11 protein-coding genes, 2 pseudogenes and 1 CRISPR repeat array are annotated in these 17,996 nt (G+C 68.5%); of the genes and pseudogenes, 5 read left to right on the forward strand and 8 right to left on the reverse strand.

Going from position 1 to position 17,996, the window contains the following annotated elements; all coding sequences use genetic code 11:
- Window positions 1-64: 64 nt before the first annotated feature.
- The 6 genes from cas5e to ABT001_RS34545 form a co-directional block, all read right to left on the reverse strand.
- Window positions 65-928 carry a type I-E CRISPR-associated protein Cas5/CasD gene (cas5e, locus tag ABT001_RS34520; protein WP_351285516.1) on the reverse strand — a complete coding sequence of 288 codons (864 nt, stop codon included), beginning with the start codon at window positions 926-928 and terminating at the stop codon, window positions 65-67.
- Window positions 925-2,109: a type I-E CRISPR-associated protein Cas7/Cse4/CasC gene (gene cas7e, locus ABT001_RS34525; RefSeq protein WP_351285518.1), complete on the reverse strand. Its 1,185-nt coding sequence runs from the start codon at window positions 2,107-2,109 to the stop codon at window positions 925-927. The genes cas5e and cas7e overlap by 4 nt, the downstream gene beginning before the upstream one ends.
- A 70-nt stretch (window positions 2,110-2,179) precedes the next feature.
- Complete coding sequence (casB, locus tag ABT001_RS34530) at window positions 2,180-2,917, reverse strand: type I-E CRISPR-associated protein Cse2/CasB (protein ID WP_351285520.1); 738 nt, start codon at window positions 2,915-2,917, stop codon at window positions 2,180-2,182.
- Window positions 2,914-4,527: a type I-E CRISPR-associated protein Cse1/CasA gene (gene casA / locus ABT001_RS34535; RefSeq protein ID WP_351285521.1), complete on the reverse strand. Its 1,614-nt coding sequence runs from the start codon at window positions 4,525-4,527 to the stop codon at window positions 2,914-2,916. The genes casB and casA overlap by 4 nt, the downstream gene beginning before the upstream one ends.
- 155 nt (window positions 4,528-4,682) lie before the next feature.
- Entirely contained in the window at window positions 4,683-7,589 is a 2,907-nt protein-coding gene (gene cas3, locus ABT001_RS34540) for a CRISPR-associated helicase Cas3' (RefSeq protein ID WP_502967578.1), read from the reverse strand.
- Window positions 7,590-7,712: 123 nt separating this feature from the next.
- Window positions 7,713-10,486: direct repeats of the CRISPR family, unit length 29 nt; unit sequence GTGCTCTCCGCGCGAGCGGAGGTGAACCG.
- A gap of 444 nt (window positions 10,487-10,930) precedes the next feature.
- On the reverse strand, window positions 10,931-11,770 hold the full coding sequence (locus ABT001_RS34545; protein WP_351285522.1) for a hypothetical protein: 840 nt from the start codon (window positions 11,768-11,770) through the stop codon (window positions 10,931-10,933).
- A gap of 106 nt (window positions 11,771-11,876) precedes the next feature.
- Here ABT001_RS34545 and ABT001_RS34550 point away from each other — a divergent pair, with 106 nt between their 5' ends.
- The gene (locus ABT001_RS34550; RefSeq protein WP_351285524.1) at window positions 11,877-12,203 is read left to right on the forward strand and encodes a hypothetical protein; all 327 of its coding nucleotides are present in this window, start codon (window positions 11,877-11,879) and stop codon (window positions 12,201-12,203) included.
- Complete coding sequence (locus tag ABT001_RS34555) at window positions 12,200-13,306, forward strand: hypothetical protein (RefSeq protein WP_351285525.1); 1,107 nt, start codon at window positions 12,200-12,202, stop codon at window positions 13,304-13,306. Before ABT001_RS34550 ends, ABT001_RS34555 begins: the two co-directional genes overlap by 4 nt.
- Window positions 13,307-13,397: 91 nt before the next feature.
- Here the strand turns inward: ABT001_RS34555 and ABT001_RS34560 are convergent, their stop codons facing one another.
- A complete protein-coding gene (locus ABT001_RS34560) occupies window positions 13,398-14,147 on the reverse strand; it encodes a transposase family protein (RefSeq protein WP_351285526.1) in 750 nt (249 codons plus the stop codon).
- Between the two features lie 292 nt (window positions 14,148-14,439).
- Here ABT001_RS34560 and ABT001_RS34565 point away from each other — a divergent pair.
- Window positions 14,440-14,572: pseudogene (locus ABT001_RS34565) on the forward strand (IS5/IS1182 family transposase); the annotation flags it as partial.
- Window positions 14,573-14,660: 88 nt separating this feature from the next.
- Here ABT001_RS34565 and ABT001_RS34570 read toward each other — a convergent pair.
- Window positions 14,661-16,865, reverse strand: a complete 2,205-nt coding sequence (locus ABT001_RS34570; protein WP_351285527.1) for a hypothetical protein — start codon at window positions 16,863-16,865, stop codon at window positions 14,661-14,663.
- 138 nt (window positions 16,866-17,003) lie between these two features.
- On the opposite strand from ABT001_RS34570, the gene ABT001_RS34575 reads away from it, so the two are divergent.
- Complete coding sequence (locus tag ABT001_RS34575) at window positions 17,004-17,813, forward strand: IS5 family transposase (protein ID WP_351285528.1); 810 nt, start codon at window positions 17,004-17,006, stop codon at window positions 17,811-17,813.
- Between the two features lie 6 nt (window positions 17,814-17,819).
- Window positions 17,820-17,996: pseudogene (locus ABT001_RS34580) on the forward strand (IS110 family transposase); the annotation flags it as partial.

The raw sequence follows: 17,996 nt of genomic DNA on the forward strand, positions 1-17,996 counted from the left end.
CCTGCGAGGTCGCGGCGGGCTTCGGGGGAGCGGGTGTCGGGGACGATGCGGGTGAGCCAGAGCGTCATCGTCGGCTCCCTTCGATGGTGTGCAGCCGGGTGTCGAGGTAGTGCCCCAGGGCAATGAGCTGGGTTTTTCCGAAGCCGGCGAACTGGGAGTGGGGCAGGAGCAGGGTGCGTCGGTACAGCGGTCGGGCGCGGTAGGAGCGTCGGCTGGGGTGGTAGCTGACGGGCTGGTCGTTGACTTCGCCCGAGGTGTGGCTGCCGTCCTCGTTGGTGTCGCTGACTGTGGCGGCGGGGTTGGGCAGGTGGGTGAGGGGCCGGTCGGCCAGGAATTCCACCGGTGTGCTCTCGGCTGCGCGGTGCCGGGTGGGTTGTGCGGCGATTGGCAGGTGGATGAGGTGGTGCAGGGCGTCGTCGCTTCGCCCGATCAGGACGGGGCCTTCGGGCGGGCATGAGCGGCGGCCGAGGTGCAGGGACCACCGGGGGGCACGCAGGGCTTCAGCACAGCGGTCCAGGAGGGTGTGGGTTTCGGTGGTCGGTCGTGGGGTGGTGAGGGCGAGGGTGAACGCGGCGTCGGCGAGGTAGTAGCGATGGGTGAGGAGGGTGCCGGTGTCGCCGGGGCGTTTTTTGCCCTCGGCGGTGGTCACGGTCGCTTTGCCAGGGAGGCCGCCGCCGACGGTGTGCAGGTCGCGTAGCAGCACTCCCGGCCGGTCGGTGCGCACGGTCAGCTGGAGTGCGGTGAGGTCGTCGATGGGCTGGTCGCGGTGGCGGCCGAGGGCGGAGGCGAGCATGCCGATGACGCCGGAGCGGGTGGGGAAGGTAGCGGTGTCGCGCTCGTTGAAGTGGCTGTGCAGGCCCCAGGACTGCAGGGGTCCGGTCAGACGGAGCAGGAGTCCCGGCTCGGGGGCGGGGGATGGAGCGGTCATGCCTGGCCACCGGTGGACTGTGCGGTGAGGGCGCTGTCGAGGGCGGTGTCGATGAGGGTATCGAAGCCGGTGTGGCGGGTGCCGAGTCCGTCGAGGCCCTTGGAGTCGACGCCGGCCCAGCCGGAGGTGAGGATGTTGCTGGTGCCCAGGAGGCGGTTGGCGGCCTCGGCGTACTCGGACAGGGTGGTGCGGGAGGGGGCGGCGTAGCCGCCTTGGCCGGCTGCGGTGACGGGGCTTTCGAACGCGGCGGCGTAGGACAGAGGCCGGTCGGTGCGGACGGAGATGTGGGCGAGGTCGGGGATGGTGTGGGGGGCGGTGGAGTTCTTCTTCGCCTGGGGCAGGGACAGGATGAACGCGTTGAGGAAGGCGGCGGTGAGTTCGCGGAGCTCGTCGGGGTTGTCGCCGATGTTGTGGGCGAGGTCGCGCAGGTCGATGGTGGCGTAGCGGTAGAAGGTGCCGGCGCTGAATTCGGTGTGGCCCATGTGGCCGCTGCCGGTCTGGTCGTTCCAGGTGGCGGTGACGTCGTCGACGGCGGAGAAGTAGTCGAGTTCGACGTCGGTTTCGTGGGTGGTGAGGGCGTGGGCAACCTGAACAGCGCCGTCGACGCCGGCGTTGTCGACTTCGGCGAGCATGCGGCCGAAGAGGTTGATGACGCCGTTGCGGGAGCGGAGTACCGCCTCGACCTTGTCGGTGGGCAGGATGCTCTTGTCAGCGGGCTTCTTGATGTCCTTCGCGCCCTGCAGTTCCTCGCGGTATTCCTCGGCCAGGTTGGCGAGTTCGGCCACGGCGGTCTCGGGGACGTAGACCATCGCGTTGGTCAGGACCTTGTTCGTGACGGCCTGCTTGGGGTCCTTGGGGTCTTTCGCGAGTTCGAACTTGATGCTGCTGGCCGCAGCCGTGTGCGCCCCTGCCTTCTCCGCGAGGTCCAGCGGCCACCCACGGTCTTCGGTGAGGAGGCGGGTGACGCGCTCGCCGATGCGCCGGGTACGCAGCGCGGCCTGGCCGATACGGTCCTCGAACACGCCGCGCACGGCCCGCTTCCAGGACTGGCTGCTGACCCGGGTGCGGAGCACGCTGCCGTACTGCACCGTCTTGACAGAATTCGTGTCGTCACGGTTCAGGTTGGCGAACGGGACGCTCTGAATGATGTGGATGTCGATGAAACGGGCGGCCATGACCATGGTGGTGTGACTCCTTCGTACGGAAGTGTGCGAGACGTGTTCTGCGAGGCTCATTGCTTGGCGGGCTGCGTCAGGGGCCGGTGGGAGCGGCAGGCGGATCTGCTGCGAGTTCCTTCTCGTCGGCGTCGTCGGCCTGCAAAGCGAGGGACTTGTCCCGCAGCCGGTAGAAGTCCTGAAGCCAGGTACGAGAGATCCGCCCGGACTGCCTGCGCCAGTTACCGACGTCGTCCAGGAGCTGCCCCCAGTCGATGTCCACGCCCAACGAGCGCAGGTATCCCACGGAGGCGGGCAGATGGCGGTGCAGCCCGTTGACGCTCTGGCGGGTGAGGAGGTTGAGGCGGCTCTCCGCTGTCCCCGCCCGCATCTCCTTCTCCCGGCCCGGCCCCTCGACGACCGCAGTCGCGAAGGCGGTGCCGAGAGTGGCACGACGCCGCCGCGGTGTGGGGGCAGCGTCCCGCTGCTCACCGCCGTCGGCCGTGCTCTGCGGTACGCCCAGTGCGCTGCGGGGCTGGGCGGCGATCATTGCGGCGACCGCGTAGTACGCCCGCTCCACATCCTCGGACCGCTGCTCGGGCAGCCACGGGGCGACCAGACGGTGCATGCGCCGCACCGAGTCGAGGTCCTTCCGCAGCCCGCTGCGCAGTGCGCTGCGGGCACCTGGGTCCTCTCGGCTGACCTGTGCGACCCAGTTGGTGAACGCGTGCGAGCGGCTCGCCCGCGCGTTGCTGTTCTGCTGCGGGATCCTGCCGGCCGGGGAGATGAGTGGGTCGGTGGTGTTCTGGGGGAGTGGCGGTGGGGTGGTGGTCATGCGGTGGGCTCCTCGGTCTTTGCGCGGGAGGCGGGCACGGTGGCCTGGGTTTTCTTCGGTGCTCCGCCGTAGAGGTCGATGCGGGCTTGTGAGACGGCCTTCGCGCCGCGCAGCGTGCGGGTGGCGGGGGCGGTCACCGTGTCGTATGCCTCTTCGGCCAGGCGCAGGAAGGCGCGACGGGTCGCTGCTGGGTCGAAGCCGCTGTCGGCCACGTCGCCGGTACGGTCCAGGAGGCGGAACCGTGCCCAGAACTCCGCCTCGGCACTGGGCCAGTACCGGGCGCCGGCTTGTGCCGCCCAGGCCGCGCCGTCCGCTTTGGCGTCCTTGACGTAGGCGGCCCAGGCACGTTTGACCGCCCGGTCCAGACGTCGTCCGTACAGTTCGCCGAACTGCCTCAGGCGGCCGACGGCGGGGACGGTGCGGGGGTCGTTGGTCTCGGCGTATCCGAGGACGGCCGGGGTGCTGGCGTCGATGAACTGGGTGTCCTTGGCCTGCCCTTCCTGGTCGAATCCGAGGGCCCGCACCCGCAGGTACTCCGATACCTGGTCCGCTGTTCGGAAGACACGGGGCTGCTGCGGGTGCGTACTGCCTGCCGGCGGGTGCTGCAGCAGCAGTGCGTCCAGATCCCGCCACAGGGCACGGCCGGCATCAGCGGGACGCGGGTAACGGTTGCCCTGCTGGCTGGTCTGCCAGATCAGGTAGTCGTCCTCCCGTGGCATCCGTTCGCCCCGGTAGGCCCAGGTGATGTACGCGTCCCGCACGTGGGTGCTGGTCTCGTCGGGCAGCAGGAGCAGCGCGTGCTGCGAGCGGCCGGTGTGACGCGAGCGAGGTCCTTTGGATTCCCGGGGCGGGTGGTCGGGGTCCGTCAGGTCGTCCAGTTCCCACGGGCACAGGTCTTCCTGTCCGTTCACGTTGTCTTCCGGCGGTACGAGGCCGGCGAGCAGCGTTTCGAAGAGGGAGTTGCCCTCGGGGTGGTAGGACATGGCCGTGCGCAGGGGGCCGGCGGTGGCGCTCGCGGTCTTCACCCCGTTCACCTCACGGGCCGAGCATCGTCCCGACGGACCGTAGTAGTGCCATACCAGCAGGCTCAGGAAGGCTTCGGGGGCGGTCGGTGGTTCGGGTGCGGTGTCCGTGTCGTGCCGGAACCAGGAGTGGTTGTTGCCCGAGGGGCGGGTGACGATGAGCTTGTTGACCCCGGCGGTGTTCGACGCGTCGCACTGCTCTGCCAGCCGGGGATCTTGCATCCAGGGACGCCCGCCCGGTGCGAACAGGAAGAACCGGCTGCTGAACTCCTCGAAGTACGCGTGAACATCGTCGGGCGGGAGATGGCCGATGTCGAGGGCTTCCAGGCGGCGTTCGTCCCAGTCGCCTTCGTCGCCCTGGTCGGTCAGGCCGGCCACCCGGGCTGTGAGCGCGTACAGGACGCGGAGCAGCGCTGCGTGGGCGGGTGCGTCGGTGACGGCCAGGGACTCGATGTCGTGGCTGCGCAGCAGCAGTTCACGTAAGCCCACCAGATCCGGGAGCCTGCCTGTGTCGGTGGCTGTGCTGCCGGGTTTCCAGCGCACAGGGACACAGGGTTGGTCGATCAGGTTGTACGTGCCGGTCGGCATGGAGGTGTCCTGTCGTTCGGACCGCTGGAAGTCGAGACGGAGCGGGCGGTTCTTCGCCGCGCAACCGAGGCGGCGATCGTGTGCCACTCCGGGGGCGGAGGACCGCACATGAAACGTAGCGGAAACATGATGGAAGAGTGATCAGAACGTGAAGATCACTGGGCTTCGAGGCCGACATCTGATATGGAAACCGTGTAACGCCCGTGGGAGCATGCCCAACTCCCGTTCCCTGCCGGGCTCATGCGCAGTACGACGAGGTCGCGGAGCGAGGGATGCGTCCCCCACTTCTCCGGCACGGTTGCACCGGGTTCAGCGCCGCGCAGCCACCGCCCCGGCACGGGTGCCACCCGCCGCGCGACGTCCGCCAGCTGTGCCGCCCGAAGGCCGTGCCGGCCTCCGGCAGGAACCGGGACTCTGCCCTCCGGATCGAGCGTTGCCACTCCGCCGGCCTGCTCGTACAGGCACAGCACACGACCGGTGTCAGCGCCCAGACGCGTCGTCAGCAGCTCCTCCGTCACCCCCGCATCCCGCACCGACAGCTCGCTGAGATCACCCTTCACGTCCGCCGGAGCGCAGATGCTGGTCCAGGTCGCCAGATGCCGCTCGGCCGCCTCGCCCGCCAGCCGCTCCTCGTCCAGCCGCACCAGCTCCTCGCGGGCAGCACCCTCCAGCCGGTCGACGAACTCTTCCTCGTACACCTCGTCGACCAGCCGCTGCACATCACCAGGCACCGCGATGCCGCCCGGAGCACACGTGTCCAGGGTCTGTGACGTGCGTACAAGCAGTCCCGCGTCGTAGACCGTGCCCCACGAGCGAGGGGGAGCGGATCCGCCCGGTACGGCCAGCGGATCGAGAACCACCAGCTCCGGCTCGTCCTCCGCAGCCGCCCACCCAGGCCGGCCGAGCGGCCCCCGTTGATGCCGCCGCCCGCGCCCGGCGCGCTGCAACAACTGGGCCAGTGGCGCCAGATCGCTCACCACCAGGTCGAAGTCGAAGTCCAGCGACTGTTCCACCACCTGCGTCGCCACCAGAATCGACCCCGGACGCACCGCGACGGTCCCCTCGCCCGGCTTCCCATACGCGTCCTGGCACCGAGCGGTAATCGCCGCCCGCACGTCCGCCGGGTAACGGGAATGCAGCAGCCGCACCCCACCCGCACGTGCCGCAAGCCCGGGAAAAGCCGCACACACATCCCGGTAGGTCTGCTGGGCCTCGGCCACCGTGGTGCAGCACACCAGCGCCGTACCGCCCTCGGCGGCGACAGGAGCCAGCACCTCCCGCAGCGCCGCACGCCGGCCTCCCTCCCGCACCGGCGCCTCGGCCGGCTCCGAGGCATCCCACTCCACCAGCCTGCGGGTCACCCTCAACGTCCGGACACGGTTGCTCGCCGTACCCCGCGCGGCCGACACCTCACCCGAGGCACCGCTCGCGAACAGCCACCCCGGATACCGCGGAACCACATCCGAAGGCTCACGGAACCCCGCACCACGCCGGTAGGCGTCCACCAGAGAACCCGCCGAACGGCCCGTCAGCGTGGCCGACAACAACACCACCGGGGCACCCAACGCACCCAACCACTCCAGCAACCGCACCAACAGCTGATGCATCCACGGCCCATACGCGTGCGCCTCATCGACCACGAACACCTTGTCCGACAACCCGAACAGGCGCAGCGCGTTGTACCGCAACGGCAGCACCGCACTCAACGCCTGGTCGATCGTGCCCACACCCAGCGGAGCGAGCAGCCCACGCTTCGCACCCCGCAACCACCCGTCCGCCTCGACCACCGTCCCCTTCTCCGCACTCACCGCGGCCTCGCCGGCCGAGACGTCGGACACGGCCGCCCTGTCCGGAGTGCTCAGCCACGCCATCGAGTGCAAGAGCATCAGCGCCCGCTCCCCGGACAGCGCCCGCGCGGCGAACGCCTCCACCCGCGGCAGCATCGCGTCCGCCGTCCCCATCGTCGGCAGCGCGAAATACACCCCCCGGGCACCCGCCGCCCGTCCCAGCAACGAAGCCGCGAACAACGCAGCCTCCGTCTTCCCGTCACCCGTCGGGGCCGTCACCAGCACCAGCCCAGACCCGCTCTCACCCACCATCGCGGGAAGATGCTCCACGAGATCCCGCTGCAAACTGTTGGGGGCGAACGGGAACATCTCACCGAACTCCCCGGTCGCGAACCCGGCCCGGCCCAGCCGCGCCGCCCGCACCAACCCCGGAGCCGCTCTCACAGCAGCCTGCCAATGGGCATCCACCTCGTCAGCCATCCCCGACCAGCCAGGGCCAGGGATCCGCTCCTCGATCGCGGAAGTCTGACTCGCCAGCCAGTCCGCCACCACAACCAAGCCGGACACCACCACAGCCAGCCCCACCGGTAAGCCGCCCCGAGGAACCGCGAACGCGCCCAAGACCCGCCGCAGCTCCTCGAAATGCATCCGCCGCTGACCAGCCCAGCCCTGCCGCCCGAGACCAGGGTTGTAATCGGCGGGCCGCGCCGCCTTCTTGGCCTTCAACACCTCACCGAAGACGCCGTGATGACCACCCAGCAACTGCGCTACCTGATGACTCACAGCCTTACGAAGCAAGCGCTCGCCGCCCGGATACCCAGCCTCCTCAAAGAGCTGGTACAGAGCCCAGTGGGAAGCGACCTCGTGACGGAAACCCTTCTCGCCCTCGGCTCCCGGCGCGCTGCCATAGGCAGGATCGTCACGCACCGGCTGATAGCAGTCCGGAACCTGAGCCTGGAACGGAGGAGAAATTTTCCCGATGTCATGCAACCCGGCCCAGAACGAAACAACCGTGCGAGCCTCCACCACACTCAGACCGAGCGCACCCCCGACAGCCACCCTGGTCGCGTCGCTCAAAACGACATCCCATAACTCCTGGAACACCGCACCTGTATCGAGAAGATGGCAAATCACCGGATACGGCCGCGACAGCCCCGCCTCCTTCCCCCACAGCCGAACATCCAGAACACAGACCTGCGAAGCACCCGCCCCACCGCAATCCACCATGAGCACAGAGATAGCACCCACCACTGACAACAACTCCAAATAGCCCAAGCTCGCGCCGACAGGAGGGGCGAGCCTTACACTCACTGCGCGACGACAACGAATCGAGCTGCATGCACCACGACGCTTGGCAAAAAAACGGCAAAGCGGTCAGGTAAGGCCAGGTCGCGAAGGGTGCTCTCCGCGCGAGCGGAGGTGAACCGGTCCGCGACGTCTTCATAGGTACCCGCCATGAGTGCTCTCCGCGCGAGCGGAGGTGAACCGCGGCCGACCTGCTCGGCCACTGCGCAGCCTTCGTGCTCTCCGCGCGAGCGGAGGTGAACCGTCGCTGCTGCCACCGGCGAGCCCGCCACGCGTGTGCTCTCCGCGCGAGCGGAGGTGAACCGCCGCACGCCGCGCCGCCGAGTACCTCCTCTCCGTGCTCTCCGCGCGAGCGGAGGTGAACCGTCGGACGTGACTCTGGAGATTGCTTCGCAGGGGTGCTCTCCGCGCGAGCGGAGGTGAACCGCCTGATCAGCTCCGAGCAGAGTCATCGAGGCGGTGCTCTCCGCGCGAGCGGAGGTGAACCGTCGACGACGACGTCGTCCTTCACCGGGGCGGCGTGCTCTCCGCGCGAGCGGAGGTGAACCGTTGTCGACGAGCGAGCTGTACCCGCCCAGTAGGTGCTCTCCGCGCGAGCGGAGGTGAACCGTCGTCGCTCACGGGGTAGTCCGTGGGCTCGGTGTGCTCTCCGCGCGAGCGGAGGTGAACCGGATGGATCTCGCCGAAGGCAGCCAGCAGGCCAGTGCTCTCCGCGCGAGCGGAGGTGAACCGAACTGACCACACCGCAACCGCAGACGCCCCGCGTGCTCTCCGCGCGAGCGGAGGTGAACCGGAGTTCCAGACCGCGTTGTCGGAGCTGTCCAAGTGCTCTCCGCGCGAGCGGAGGTGAACCGATATCGACATCGACGTGGACGTGGACACCGACGTGCTCTCCGCGCGAGCGGAGGTGAACCGTCCCGGAACCTCGTCGCGCCCTCCACCCCGTCGTGCTCTCCGCGCGAGCGGAGGTGAACCGTCTCAGGAGGCGACGACTTGGCAGGCGTGGTTGTGCTCTCCGCGCGAGCGGAGGTGAACCGACGCGGTCCTGCACGGTCTGCTGGATTGCGGCGTGCTCTCCGCGCGAGCGGAGGTGAACCGGCGCTCACGGCGGTGGCGTTCGGTGCGGGCGGGTGCTCTCCGCGCGAGCGGAGGTGAACCGCCACCACCCCCGCAGACCACGGCGACAACCCTGTGCTCTCCGCGCGAGCGGAGGTGAACCGACTCGGTGGAGGCTGCGGTCTTGCTCGCGTTCGTGCTCTCCGCGCGAGCGGAGGTGAACCGACGGCCTCCAGGGGCCGTTGGGCGGACCGGAAGTGCTCTCCGCGCGAGCGGAGGTGAACCGTGGTCTGCCACGTCGGCGTACCCCTTCCCAGGGTGCTCTCCGCGCGAGCGGAGGTGAACCGCGTTCGACGTGATGACCGCGGCCGCACAGACCGTGCTCTCCGCGCGAGCGGAGGTGAACCGCCCGGAGGAACCGTCCTCGACCCGTTCTCTGGGTGCTCTCCGCGCGAGCGGAGGTGAACCGTTCCACGGCCGCGCCGGCTCCCAGTACCTCCAGTGCTCTCCGCGCGAGCGGAGGTGAACCGCAGTCCCGGGAGGCCGACGTAGCGCACTACATGTGCTCTCCGCGCGAGCGGAGGTGAACCGGCTGGTACGCCGCCCGGATCACGAAGAAGGCCGTGCTCTCCGCGCGAGCGGAGGTGAACCGGGGGGCCACGGCTTGGGGGTGTTGTCGTGCAAGTGCTCTCCGCGCGAGCGGAGGTGAACCGGTCGACGCGAAGGGCGGCATGACCGGTGTCGTGTGCTCTCCGCGCGAGCGGAGGTGAACCGATCCGTAACGTCTTCATAGGTACCCGCCATGGGTGCTCTCCGCGCGAGCGGAGGTGAACCGTCGCCGCAGATGGAGGCGGTCGACGAGGAGATGTGCTCTCCGCGCGAGCGGAGGTGAACCGGCCGTGGAGTACGCCCAGGAAGCCGGCGCCGCGTGCTCTCCGCGCGAGCGGAGGTGAACCGTCGACTGGTCCGACGTGCCAGACGCCGGTACGGTGCTCTCCGCGCGAGCGGAGGTGAACCGTGGAGACTCCGCGCTCTCCACGGGTGGAGACGGTGCTCTCCGCGCGAGCGGAGGTGAACCGACGGCCACTGACCCCCGCTGTCAGTCCCGCCCGTGCTCTCCGCGCGAGCGGAGGTGAACCGTCCTGGCTGTTCGACTACGCCGACCCGATCGTGTGCTCTCCGCGCGAGCGGAGGTGAACCGTAGTGCCCGACGAACGAGCAGGGCGTGATCATGTGCTCTCCGCGCGAGCGGAGGTGAACCGTTGGACGATACTGAGACCAGTAACGGGGCGGGGTGCTCTCCGCGCGAGCGGAGGTGAACCGTCAACAGCCCCGACCTCGCCGCCCACGTCGACGTGCTCTCCGCGCGAGCGGAGGTGAACCGAACGGCGAGGACGTCCGTACGCTCCTCACCCGGTGCTCTCCGCGCGAGCGGAGGTGAACCGGTTGACCCCCGCGGCTTCGAGATGGACTCGATGTGCTCTCCGCGCGAGCGGAGGTGAACCGACACTGGGCACGGCCATGGACCTGGCCAGCAAGTGCTCTCCGCGCGAGCGGAGGTGAACCGACGCGCGACACAGCATCCGAGGGCTACCGGGCGTGCTCTCCGCGCGAGCGGAGGTGAACCGACGCGCGACACAGCATCCGAGGGCTACCGGGCGTGCTCTCCGCGCGAGCGGAGGTGAACCGTACGGCTCGATGCCGTCGGCGTGCGCCCCGGGGTGCTCTCCGCGCGAGCGGAGGTGAACCGGCCATCACCGGCACCACCGGCACCGAGTCCGGGTGCTCTCCGCGCGAGCGGAGGTGAACCGGAACGCCACAACCTGCGCCGCCGCGAACGCGTCCGGGGTGAGTTGGCGGAGTGCCGAAGAGATTGAGGGGCGGCCTTCCCGTACACGGAGAGGTCGTCCCCTTCCTCTTCACCGGTCAGATGCCGCGCTGACCGCTGCTGCGGAGTGATCCGGACACCACCGCTCTGGCACACGAACTGACGGACGTGATGCATCGGCGTCCCGAGCGCGCGCCCGATCAAACTGAACGACTGCCCCTCGCGCCAGCGTCTCCAAATCTCATCCTGCTGAGCCGACGAATACCCGTAGTCACGCACCTGTGCCTTCACGATCACATGATCATCCGTGGGTGGTGCGTTGGTCACTTGAGGGCGCCATCGCTTCATGAACAGCAGGACCGTTGGCCGAGGGATGCCGCGCCTGCCCATCCTGTTGTTCTAGAAGCGTGTACAGCCTGGCTTCGTATCAGGGTGTACGGACAACGGCCCCGGAGGTGAACCACTGCACGAGGGTGGCTGCAAGGTGGACGCCGGCCCGCGCGGCCTCCAGGGTCTCGGGCACGGTGGGGGTCTGCTTGCCGTGCCGGGAGGTCTGCCCGTCCCACAGGGCGCGCATCATCGCTTCCATCGGGGCGATCGGGTCCCCGTTCGAGGGTGTGGAGAGGGCGCTGGTGAACTTAGCCCGTGCGTTCCCGATCTCGCCCAGCATGGTGCCGAGGGTGGCCCGGCCGTGGTTCGACTGAATGACCGAGTGCGCCGCGCATTCCACGGCCTTGATCGCCTCGCTGTACGCCCGCACCGGATCCGGGTGCAGCCCGTACGCAGCCCGCCAGGCGGTAGCCAGGTGCTCAGCCGCCGACCCGGCGCTGGATTCGGCTTCTGCGTCGGCGACGGTTTGGCTCACCGCTTCGCGAACGCCTGGAGTGATGCGTTCCTCCAGGCCGTTGTCGCGGTCGTTGACCTGGTAAGCGGATCCCGCTATGTCCAGCAGCCGCGCCAAAGATCCGTCGTCTCGGCCGTCCCAGCCGTCCTCGCTTTCGTAGTCGAGGATGGCGTCCACGACGTCGAGGAGTTCCCAGCTCTCAGCGGCGGCGAGTCGGCTGCGTGCGCTGGTCTTCGGTGGCACAGCCATACGTAGCCGCAGACAGAGAGCGGTGGCGTCGGGATCGTGGTCGTTGAAGTTGCTCTCCACCCATCGGCGCAAGGGCTCAAGGAGATGCTCCGGGACGCCGTCGTAGGGAGCCTCGTCGATCGCCTGGGACAGGCCGATGCGAGCAGAGAAGCGTGGGCGGCGTGCGGTGGTCATGCCGAAGAGGGTACCGGTGAACCGGCTTGGATAAGATGCGATATCCGAGGTAGTAAAACGGACATGGCGGCCCGTCGGTACCGGCGCCCCAGCGAGGGAGACCTGTATGCCTGAGAAGCCCGCACCCGCCCTGCGCTACGCCGAGCAGCTCACCTACGAGAACGTCCGGGACCTGGAGACGTTCTGCTACCAGCAGCTGGAACGGCTGCACGAACAGGTCGGGGAGACCGGCGAGCTCTCCTTCGCCTTGGAAGCCCTGAGCATCTACGTCTCCACCTCCGCCGGCATGCTGGAGCACCTGCTGAAGACGGACCCGGCCGTGCGCACCGACTGGCACCGCTGGTGGACCCACCTGGAGCATCACGATGCCGCCGGCGAGGCCGACTTCCGCGCCGGGATCGTCACGGTGGCCGAGGAGGCGGGGCGGTCATGACCGGTCAGCTCCAGCCGTACGAGGACCACGTCACCGCCGAGCTCGTCGCCCCGTGCGCCCTCGGCGGCGCCGAACCTGCGCCGTACGACAGTGCGACGGCCGCCGTGCTCGCCGCGCTCGATCAGGGCGCCGAGGAGCACCTGGCCGACGCCCGGCCCACGAAGACCCGCGTCTCCTACGCCCGCGACTGGGAGCTCTGGGCCGAGTTCCACCGCTGGCTCGCCGGACGGACCGGCCACGTGCTGCCGCTGACCGCGGTCACCAAGGGCACCCTGGTCGCCTTCGTCGTCTGGCTCGACGAGATGAAAAAGGCCGCGCCCAGCACCATCGACCGCCGCATCACCGGCGTCACGGTCACCGCCCGCCGGCACGGCACCGAAGTCCCGAAGCAGGCGACGAAGGCCGCCCGGGAGGCGCTCAAGCCGATGAAGCTCGACCCGGCACGGATCGCCCGCGGCCGCGGCAAGGCGATCGCGGCCACCCCCGCACACCTGAAGGCGATGAACACCGCGCCCGCCACCCGCCCGCAGCCCGCCGTCGGCCGGCGCCGCGGCACGCAGGAACTGCCCGAACTCGCCCGGCTGCGCGACCGGGCGCTCGCGACGCTGGCATTCGGCATCGCCGGGCGGTCCGAGGAGGTCTCCTCGCTCGACACCGAGGCCATCACCCAGGTCGCCGAAGGACTCGAGGTGCACGTCCCCTCCGTCAAGGGCCGCCCGCCCCGCGACGTCGCGGTCGCCTACGGCGAGAACCCCGACACCTGCCCGGTCCGCTGCTGGCTGGCCTGGCAGGAGGCCGCCGCCCTCACAGCGGGACCGGCGTTCCTGCCGGTCGACCAGAAGGGCCGCCTCGGCACCCGGCGGCTCGGGCCCGACGGCTGCCGCCTGGCCATCACCCGGGCCGCCCAGCGCGCCGGCCTGGACGTCAAGCTCACCGGGCACTCCGCACGCCGTGGCCTGGTCAGTACCGGCCGCAAGCGCGGCAAGCGCGCCGAGAAACTTCGCAAGCAGGGCGGCTGGGCCGCCAACAGCCCGGTCTTCTGGGAGTACGTCGACGAGGGCGAACGCTGGGAGGACACCGCCACCGAGGGCATCGGCCTGTAGGTGCGGGGGAATATACGACCGATTGCACCCCTTCTGGACATCGGATCATGAGGCACCGGAGCCCACTATTCTCTGCTCATGACTGAGCTCTTCAGCGTTGCATCTCCAGTGTGAGGACGGCCTTGGCGATTGACGTCATGCGATTGGGACTGCATCGGGGCCTGCGGAAGATCCGCCAGGATTGCAGGCGGGCGACGCCGCGTTCGACGGGTGCTCGTGCCGCGGCCAGGACACGGTTGCGGGTCTTGTCGGTGGGAGTGAGTTCCTTGAGGGGCTGGCGCTTGATGCCGGTGGTCAGCCACGGACCGGCGCCCTGGTACGCGAGGTCGGCCACGATCGGAACGCCCTGACGCTCACAAATTCGGATGATCCGGTGGGTACGTGCGGCGGTCAGGTCGTGAGTGCGGCCCGGCAGGGCGGGCGAGAGCCATAGCAGCCGACCGCCGGGATCGGTGACGACCTGCACGTTCACGCCGTGGCGCCGGTGTTTGTGGGAGTAGTCGGCCCGGCCGTCGCCGACCCGGTCGCACTCGGCGAGGGTGCCGTCGAGAAGGACGAAGTCGGGTTCGTGCTCGCGCAGCGTCTTCAGAAGACCCGGCGCACGTTCGGCGAGCAGGTCGACGACCGCGCTGGTGTAGGCGTGAGCGGTGGACTCGCTGATTCCGAACCCGGTGGCGATCTTCGCGAGTGTGGTGTGTTCGCGCAGGTACACCAGTGCCACCATCGCGCGCTGGGAGGGACGGAGCTTGCAGCGGCGGTCGTCCTCACGGGTGACGATCAGCATGGTGACCGACTCCACGAGTGCATGCGGCAGGTCGAGTGCGGCAGGATGGATGACCAACGAGGCCCCCGAGCAACGTGCTTGACACGTCAGGCATCTCAATCAACAGCTCGGGAGCCTCGTTGGTTGCGCTTTACGGCCCATTACCCGATCGGTGGCCAACTCGAAGAAGCTCATTGAGCCGTTGTGGCCGTTGTGGCCGGATCGGTCGCCGGGACCGCGGCCGGTGTCGGACCGGCTCTGCCTGCAAGGCATCCTGTTCCGTCACCGACGGATCCTGCCCGCCAGCATGTCTGTCCCGAGCCGAACCCCAGCTCCAGCGGCAGCAGTTGCCAGGCTATGTCGTTGTAGAGGACGAGCGGCTGGACCGATGGCAGAAGGCGGGGGTTTTCGACCGGCTGCACCGGGTCCTGCTCGCCGAACTGAACGCGGCCGGCGAGCTCGACTGGTCACGGGCGTGCGTGGACGGTTCCCACATCCACTCATGATCGTGTTACGAGCTCCAAGTCATGGACTGTCATTGAACCCATGCCAGTGCCACGTCGGAGCGCTCCTTCATGAGTGGGGTGGTGGTCATGAGTGGAATGGCGGCGAGGGGCGGGTGGCGAGGTGGTCCTGGAGTTCACGATGGCGGAACTGCCATGCCGTTCCGGACACGCGCAGGATGCCGAGTTCGTAGCAGGCGTTAAGGAAGCGTCCTAGCCGCCACGGAAGCTTTCTGCGCATGTGTAGGAGAAACGCGAAATACCGCAGGGATGCCGGGCCACCTGCGACAGGGAAACTGAATATGAAGCCCCCGATCACTAACCCGAAAGTGAGGGGCACCTTCAAAATATCCGTCACCCACGTATCGGGGAAGCCAGGGCCGTTGGACGCGAAGTGAAGTGCGAACGTACCCATGAGCCCGAACATGAGCATGACGCCAGCCGCTGCCACAGGCCCGAACGCGACCGCAGCGATGAGGTCCATGCGGATGAGATAACGGGGAACGCCCGTTGCATACTCTTGCTTGATCGTGAGTCCGCGCGCGAGCCCGACTGCGAGCCCGACCGCGAGCCCGAAACTTAGGCAGTTTTCGAGGCTTTCTTGGAGTTCGAACTCGCCATCCGCCACCTTGTACAGTCCAAATAGGAACAGGGAACTGATAGCGAATCCGATCGTGAACCCCCGAGTGAAGGCGCGTCGGCCGACCGGGGTGCGAAGACGGCCGAGGCTGATTCGCGCCGGCTTCGGCCAGGCTGGACGAAAGAGCACTGCGAAACAGAGAAATGAAATGCACATCCATATTTCCATCGCACCGAAGCTATAAAATTCCAGCAGCCAGGAAAGGCTGAAGAAAAAAAGAAGTGGCGTCGCTCCGGCCAGAATGCGTTCGGTCCAGCGTGTTCGATGCTTCCCGCTCAGGGGCCATAGTTCGTGGAGGACCAGGTCGGTGCTGCTCAGCACGCGCCCTGCGACGCGGCGGGGCGAGCTGTCCTCAGAGCCGCTGTTGCCGTTGAGGTAGCGGGCGAGGACTGCGAGGCGGCGCCAGGTGGCTTCGGTATCCAGTCGCGGAGGGGTGCCGGTGGCTGATGGCCGGAAGGTGTCGTCCGCCCCTCGGTGGGGTGCGGCCACCGAGGCACCGATGTAGTGGTCCAGGAGGTACTCGTACAGGTGCCCGTTGGCTGCCAGCACGAGGAGATCGACGGGGTCGCGCAGGTATCGTCCGTCGGCGATGCGCTCCTGGAAGACGGTGGCGGCCAGGGTCAGTCGCCAGGGAGTATCCAACGTCTCGGCCAGCAGGGTGTGTTCCGGCAACGCGGTGCCGACCGGGCCCGCCGCCACCGAGTCCAGGGCGGAGAGAACTGGGTGCCAGCGGGTCCGGCTCCGCTCCGTGCCAGCGACGCGTTGCGAGAGATAGCTGTGAGCGCGGGCGGCGTCGACGCGGGCCACGGCGATGTGTGCCACGATCCGAGGTTCCGCCTCTGCTTCCACCAGGGCCTGATAGTGGGCGTGCCGGCAGGTCACGACGACAGGGCAGTGTGCACCACCGTGCCCGAATTGGTTGATACGGCCCAGGAGGGCGGCGGCGCGTGAACGGTAGCCGGGGTTCGTTCCCGGGTCCATTTCGTCCAGACCGTCGATGACCGGCAGAACGAGATTGGCGGCCACCAGGCGGGCGGCTTCGCGACGGGAAAGACGGTAGACGTCGGTCAGGTGTATCCGTAACCAGTCACGAATATCGCTGCCGGGCCAGGATGCTGCGGTCAGTCGTACCGGCACCGGATCCTGCGGGGAACGATCGATGGCCAAGCCCAGGATCAGGGCCAGGGCAAGAACGGTCTTTCCTGTTCCCGCGTCACCGCCGGTCCGCCTGTCCCGGCCGTTGGACGGTGTACCGGTGATGACCATCCGCCCAGGCCGCAGGCTCCTGTAGTAGTCGGCGATCCCCTCCAGCGTTCCGTCGGCGCGCGAACCGCTCACCCCGGTGGCCGTGGCTGTGAACGCAAGGTCGATCCGCCCGTCCGGCGCTGCCCGCCCACTACCCAGCAACTGCTGGTACTGCTCACCCTCCGCCTCCGCCACCCGCCCAGCGAGCCTCTCCGCGATCACCGGGGCCGTGCGCTGACCCTGCAGGGCCCGGACTCCCGCCCACGCTCCCCATCCCCCGAGAACCACACCCATCAGGCTGGGTAAGAGGGCCAGCACCCCTGCCGGGTCGGAGCCCTCCTCCGCCTTTGGCAGCGCGTCCACCGTCCACCACAGACCGGCCAAGCCCACCGCAACGCTGAACGCCACTGCTGAGACCGCCCCGGCACGCCCCCGACTCATCATGAGCACATCCTGCCTCAGGGAGCAGTCACGAGTCCCTGGGTGACATTAGGTGGGTGGTTAGACGCCATTTCACTTGGTGTGATCTTGCGGCAGTCTGGGGTGATGACTGCTGCGCTTGTCGAGCGGATGGCACCTGAAGATCTGTGGACTCTTTTCCAGCGGGTGGTGCCGCCGGCGCCGGTCCGTCCGCAGGGTGGAGGGCATCGGCGACGAGGGGACCGCGAGGTGCTGGCCGCCATCGTCTTCGTGGCCACCTCGGGCTGCACCTGGAACCAACTGCCACCAGGATTTGGCCTGTCGGGTGTCACCGTCTTCCGGCGGTTCACCGAGTGGACCGAGGCCCGGGTGTGGGCAAAGCTCCACCGCCTGGTTCTGGACGAACTCGGTGCCCGGGGCGAGCTGGACTGGTCGCGGTGCGCGATCGACTCGGTAAGCGTCCGGGCCCTCAAAGGGGGGCAGCTGACGGGACCGAATCCGACCGACCGCGGCAAAAAGGGATCGAAAATCCACCTCATCGTCGACCGCCAGGGCCTGCCCCTGTCGATCAGCATCTCCGCCGCCAACCTCCACGACAGCCAGGCCCTCATCCCACTGGTCCGCGGTATCCCGCCCATCCGTTCCCGTCGCGGCCCACGGCGTCGGCGCCCCGGCAAGCTGTACGGCGACAAGGGCTACGACTACCGCCATCTGCGCCGATGGCTCGCTTCCCGTGGCATCAGGCACCGTCTCGCCCGCAAGGGCATCGAGTCGTCCCGACGCCTGGGCCAGCACCGCTGGGTCGTGGAGCGGACCGTGTCCTGGCTGTCCGGCTGCCGCCGTCTGCACCGCCGCTACGAACGCAAGCCGGAACACTTCCTCGCCTTCACCGCCATCGCCGCGACCCTCATATGCCACCGTCGCCTGGCCAAGTGAAATGGCCTCTACGAACAGACCGTCGTTGTCCCGGGCACGGACGCAGCCGCGCTGATCGTCCCGAGCCTGGCCGGCTCGCTCACCGCCATCCTTGACCAGCGCAAACTCTTGGCCGCTCGGATCGAGGAAGTGTTGGAGAACCACCCTCTTTCCAAGGTCCTGACGTCCATGCCGGGGATCGGC

The sequence above is a fragment of the Streptomyces sp. NPDC002793 genome, from assembly GCF_040295485.1.
Taxonomy (GTDB): Bacteria; Actinomycetota; Actinomycetes; order Streptomycetales; family Streptomycetaceae; genus Streptomyces.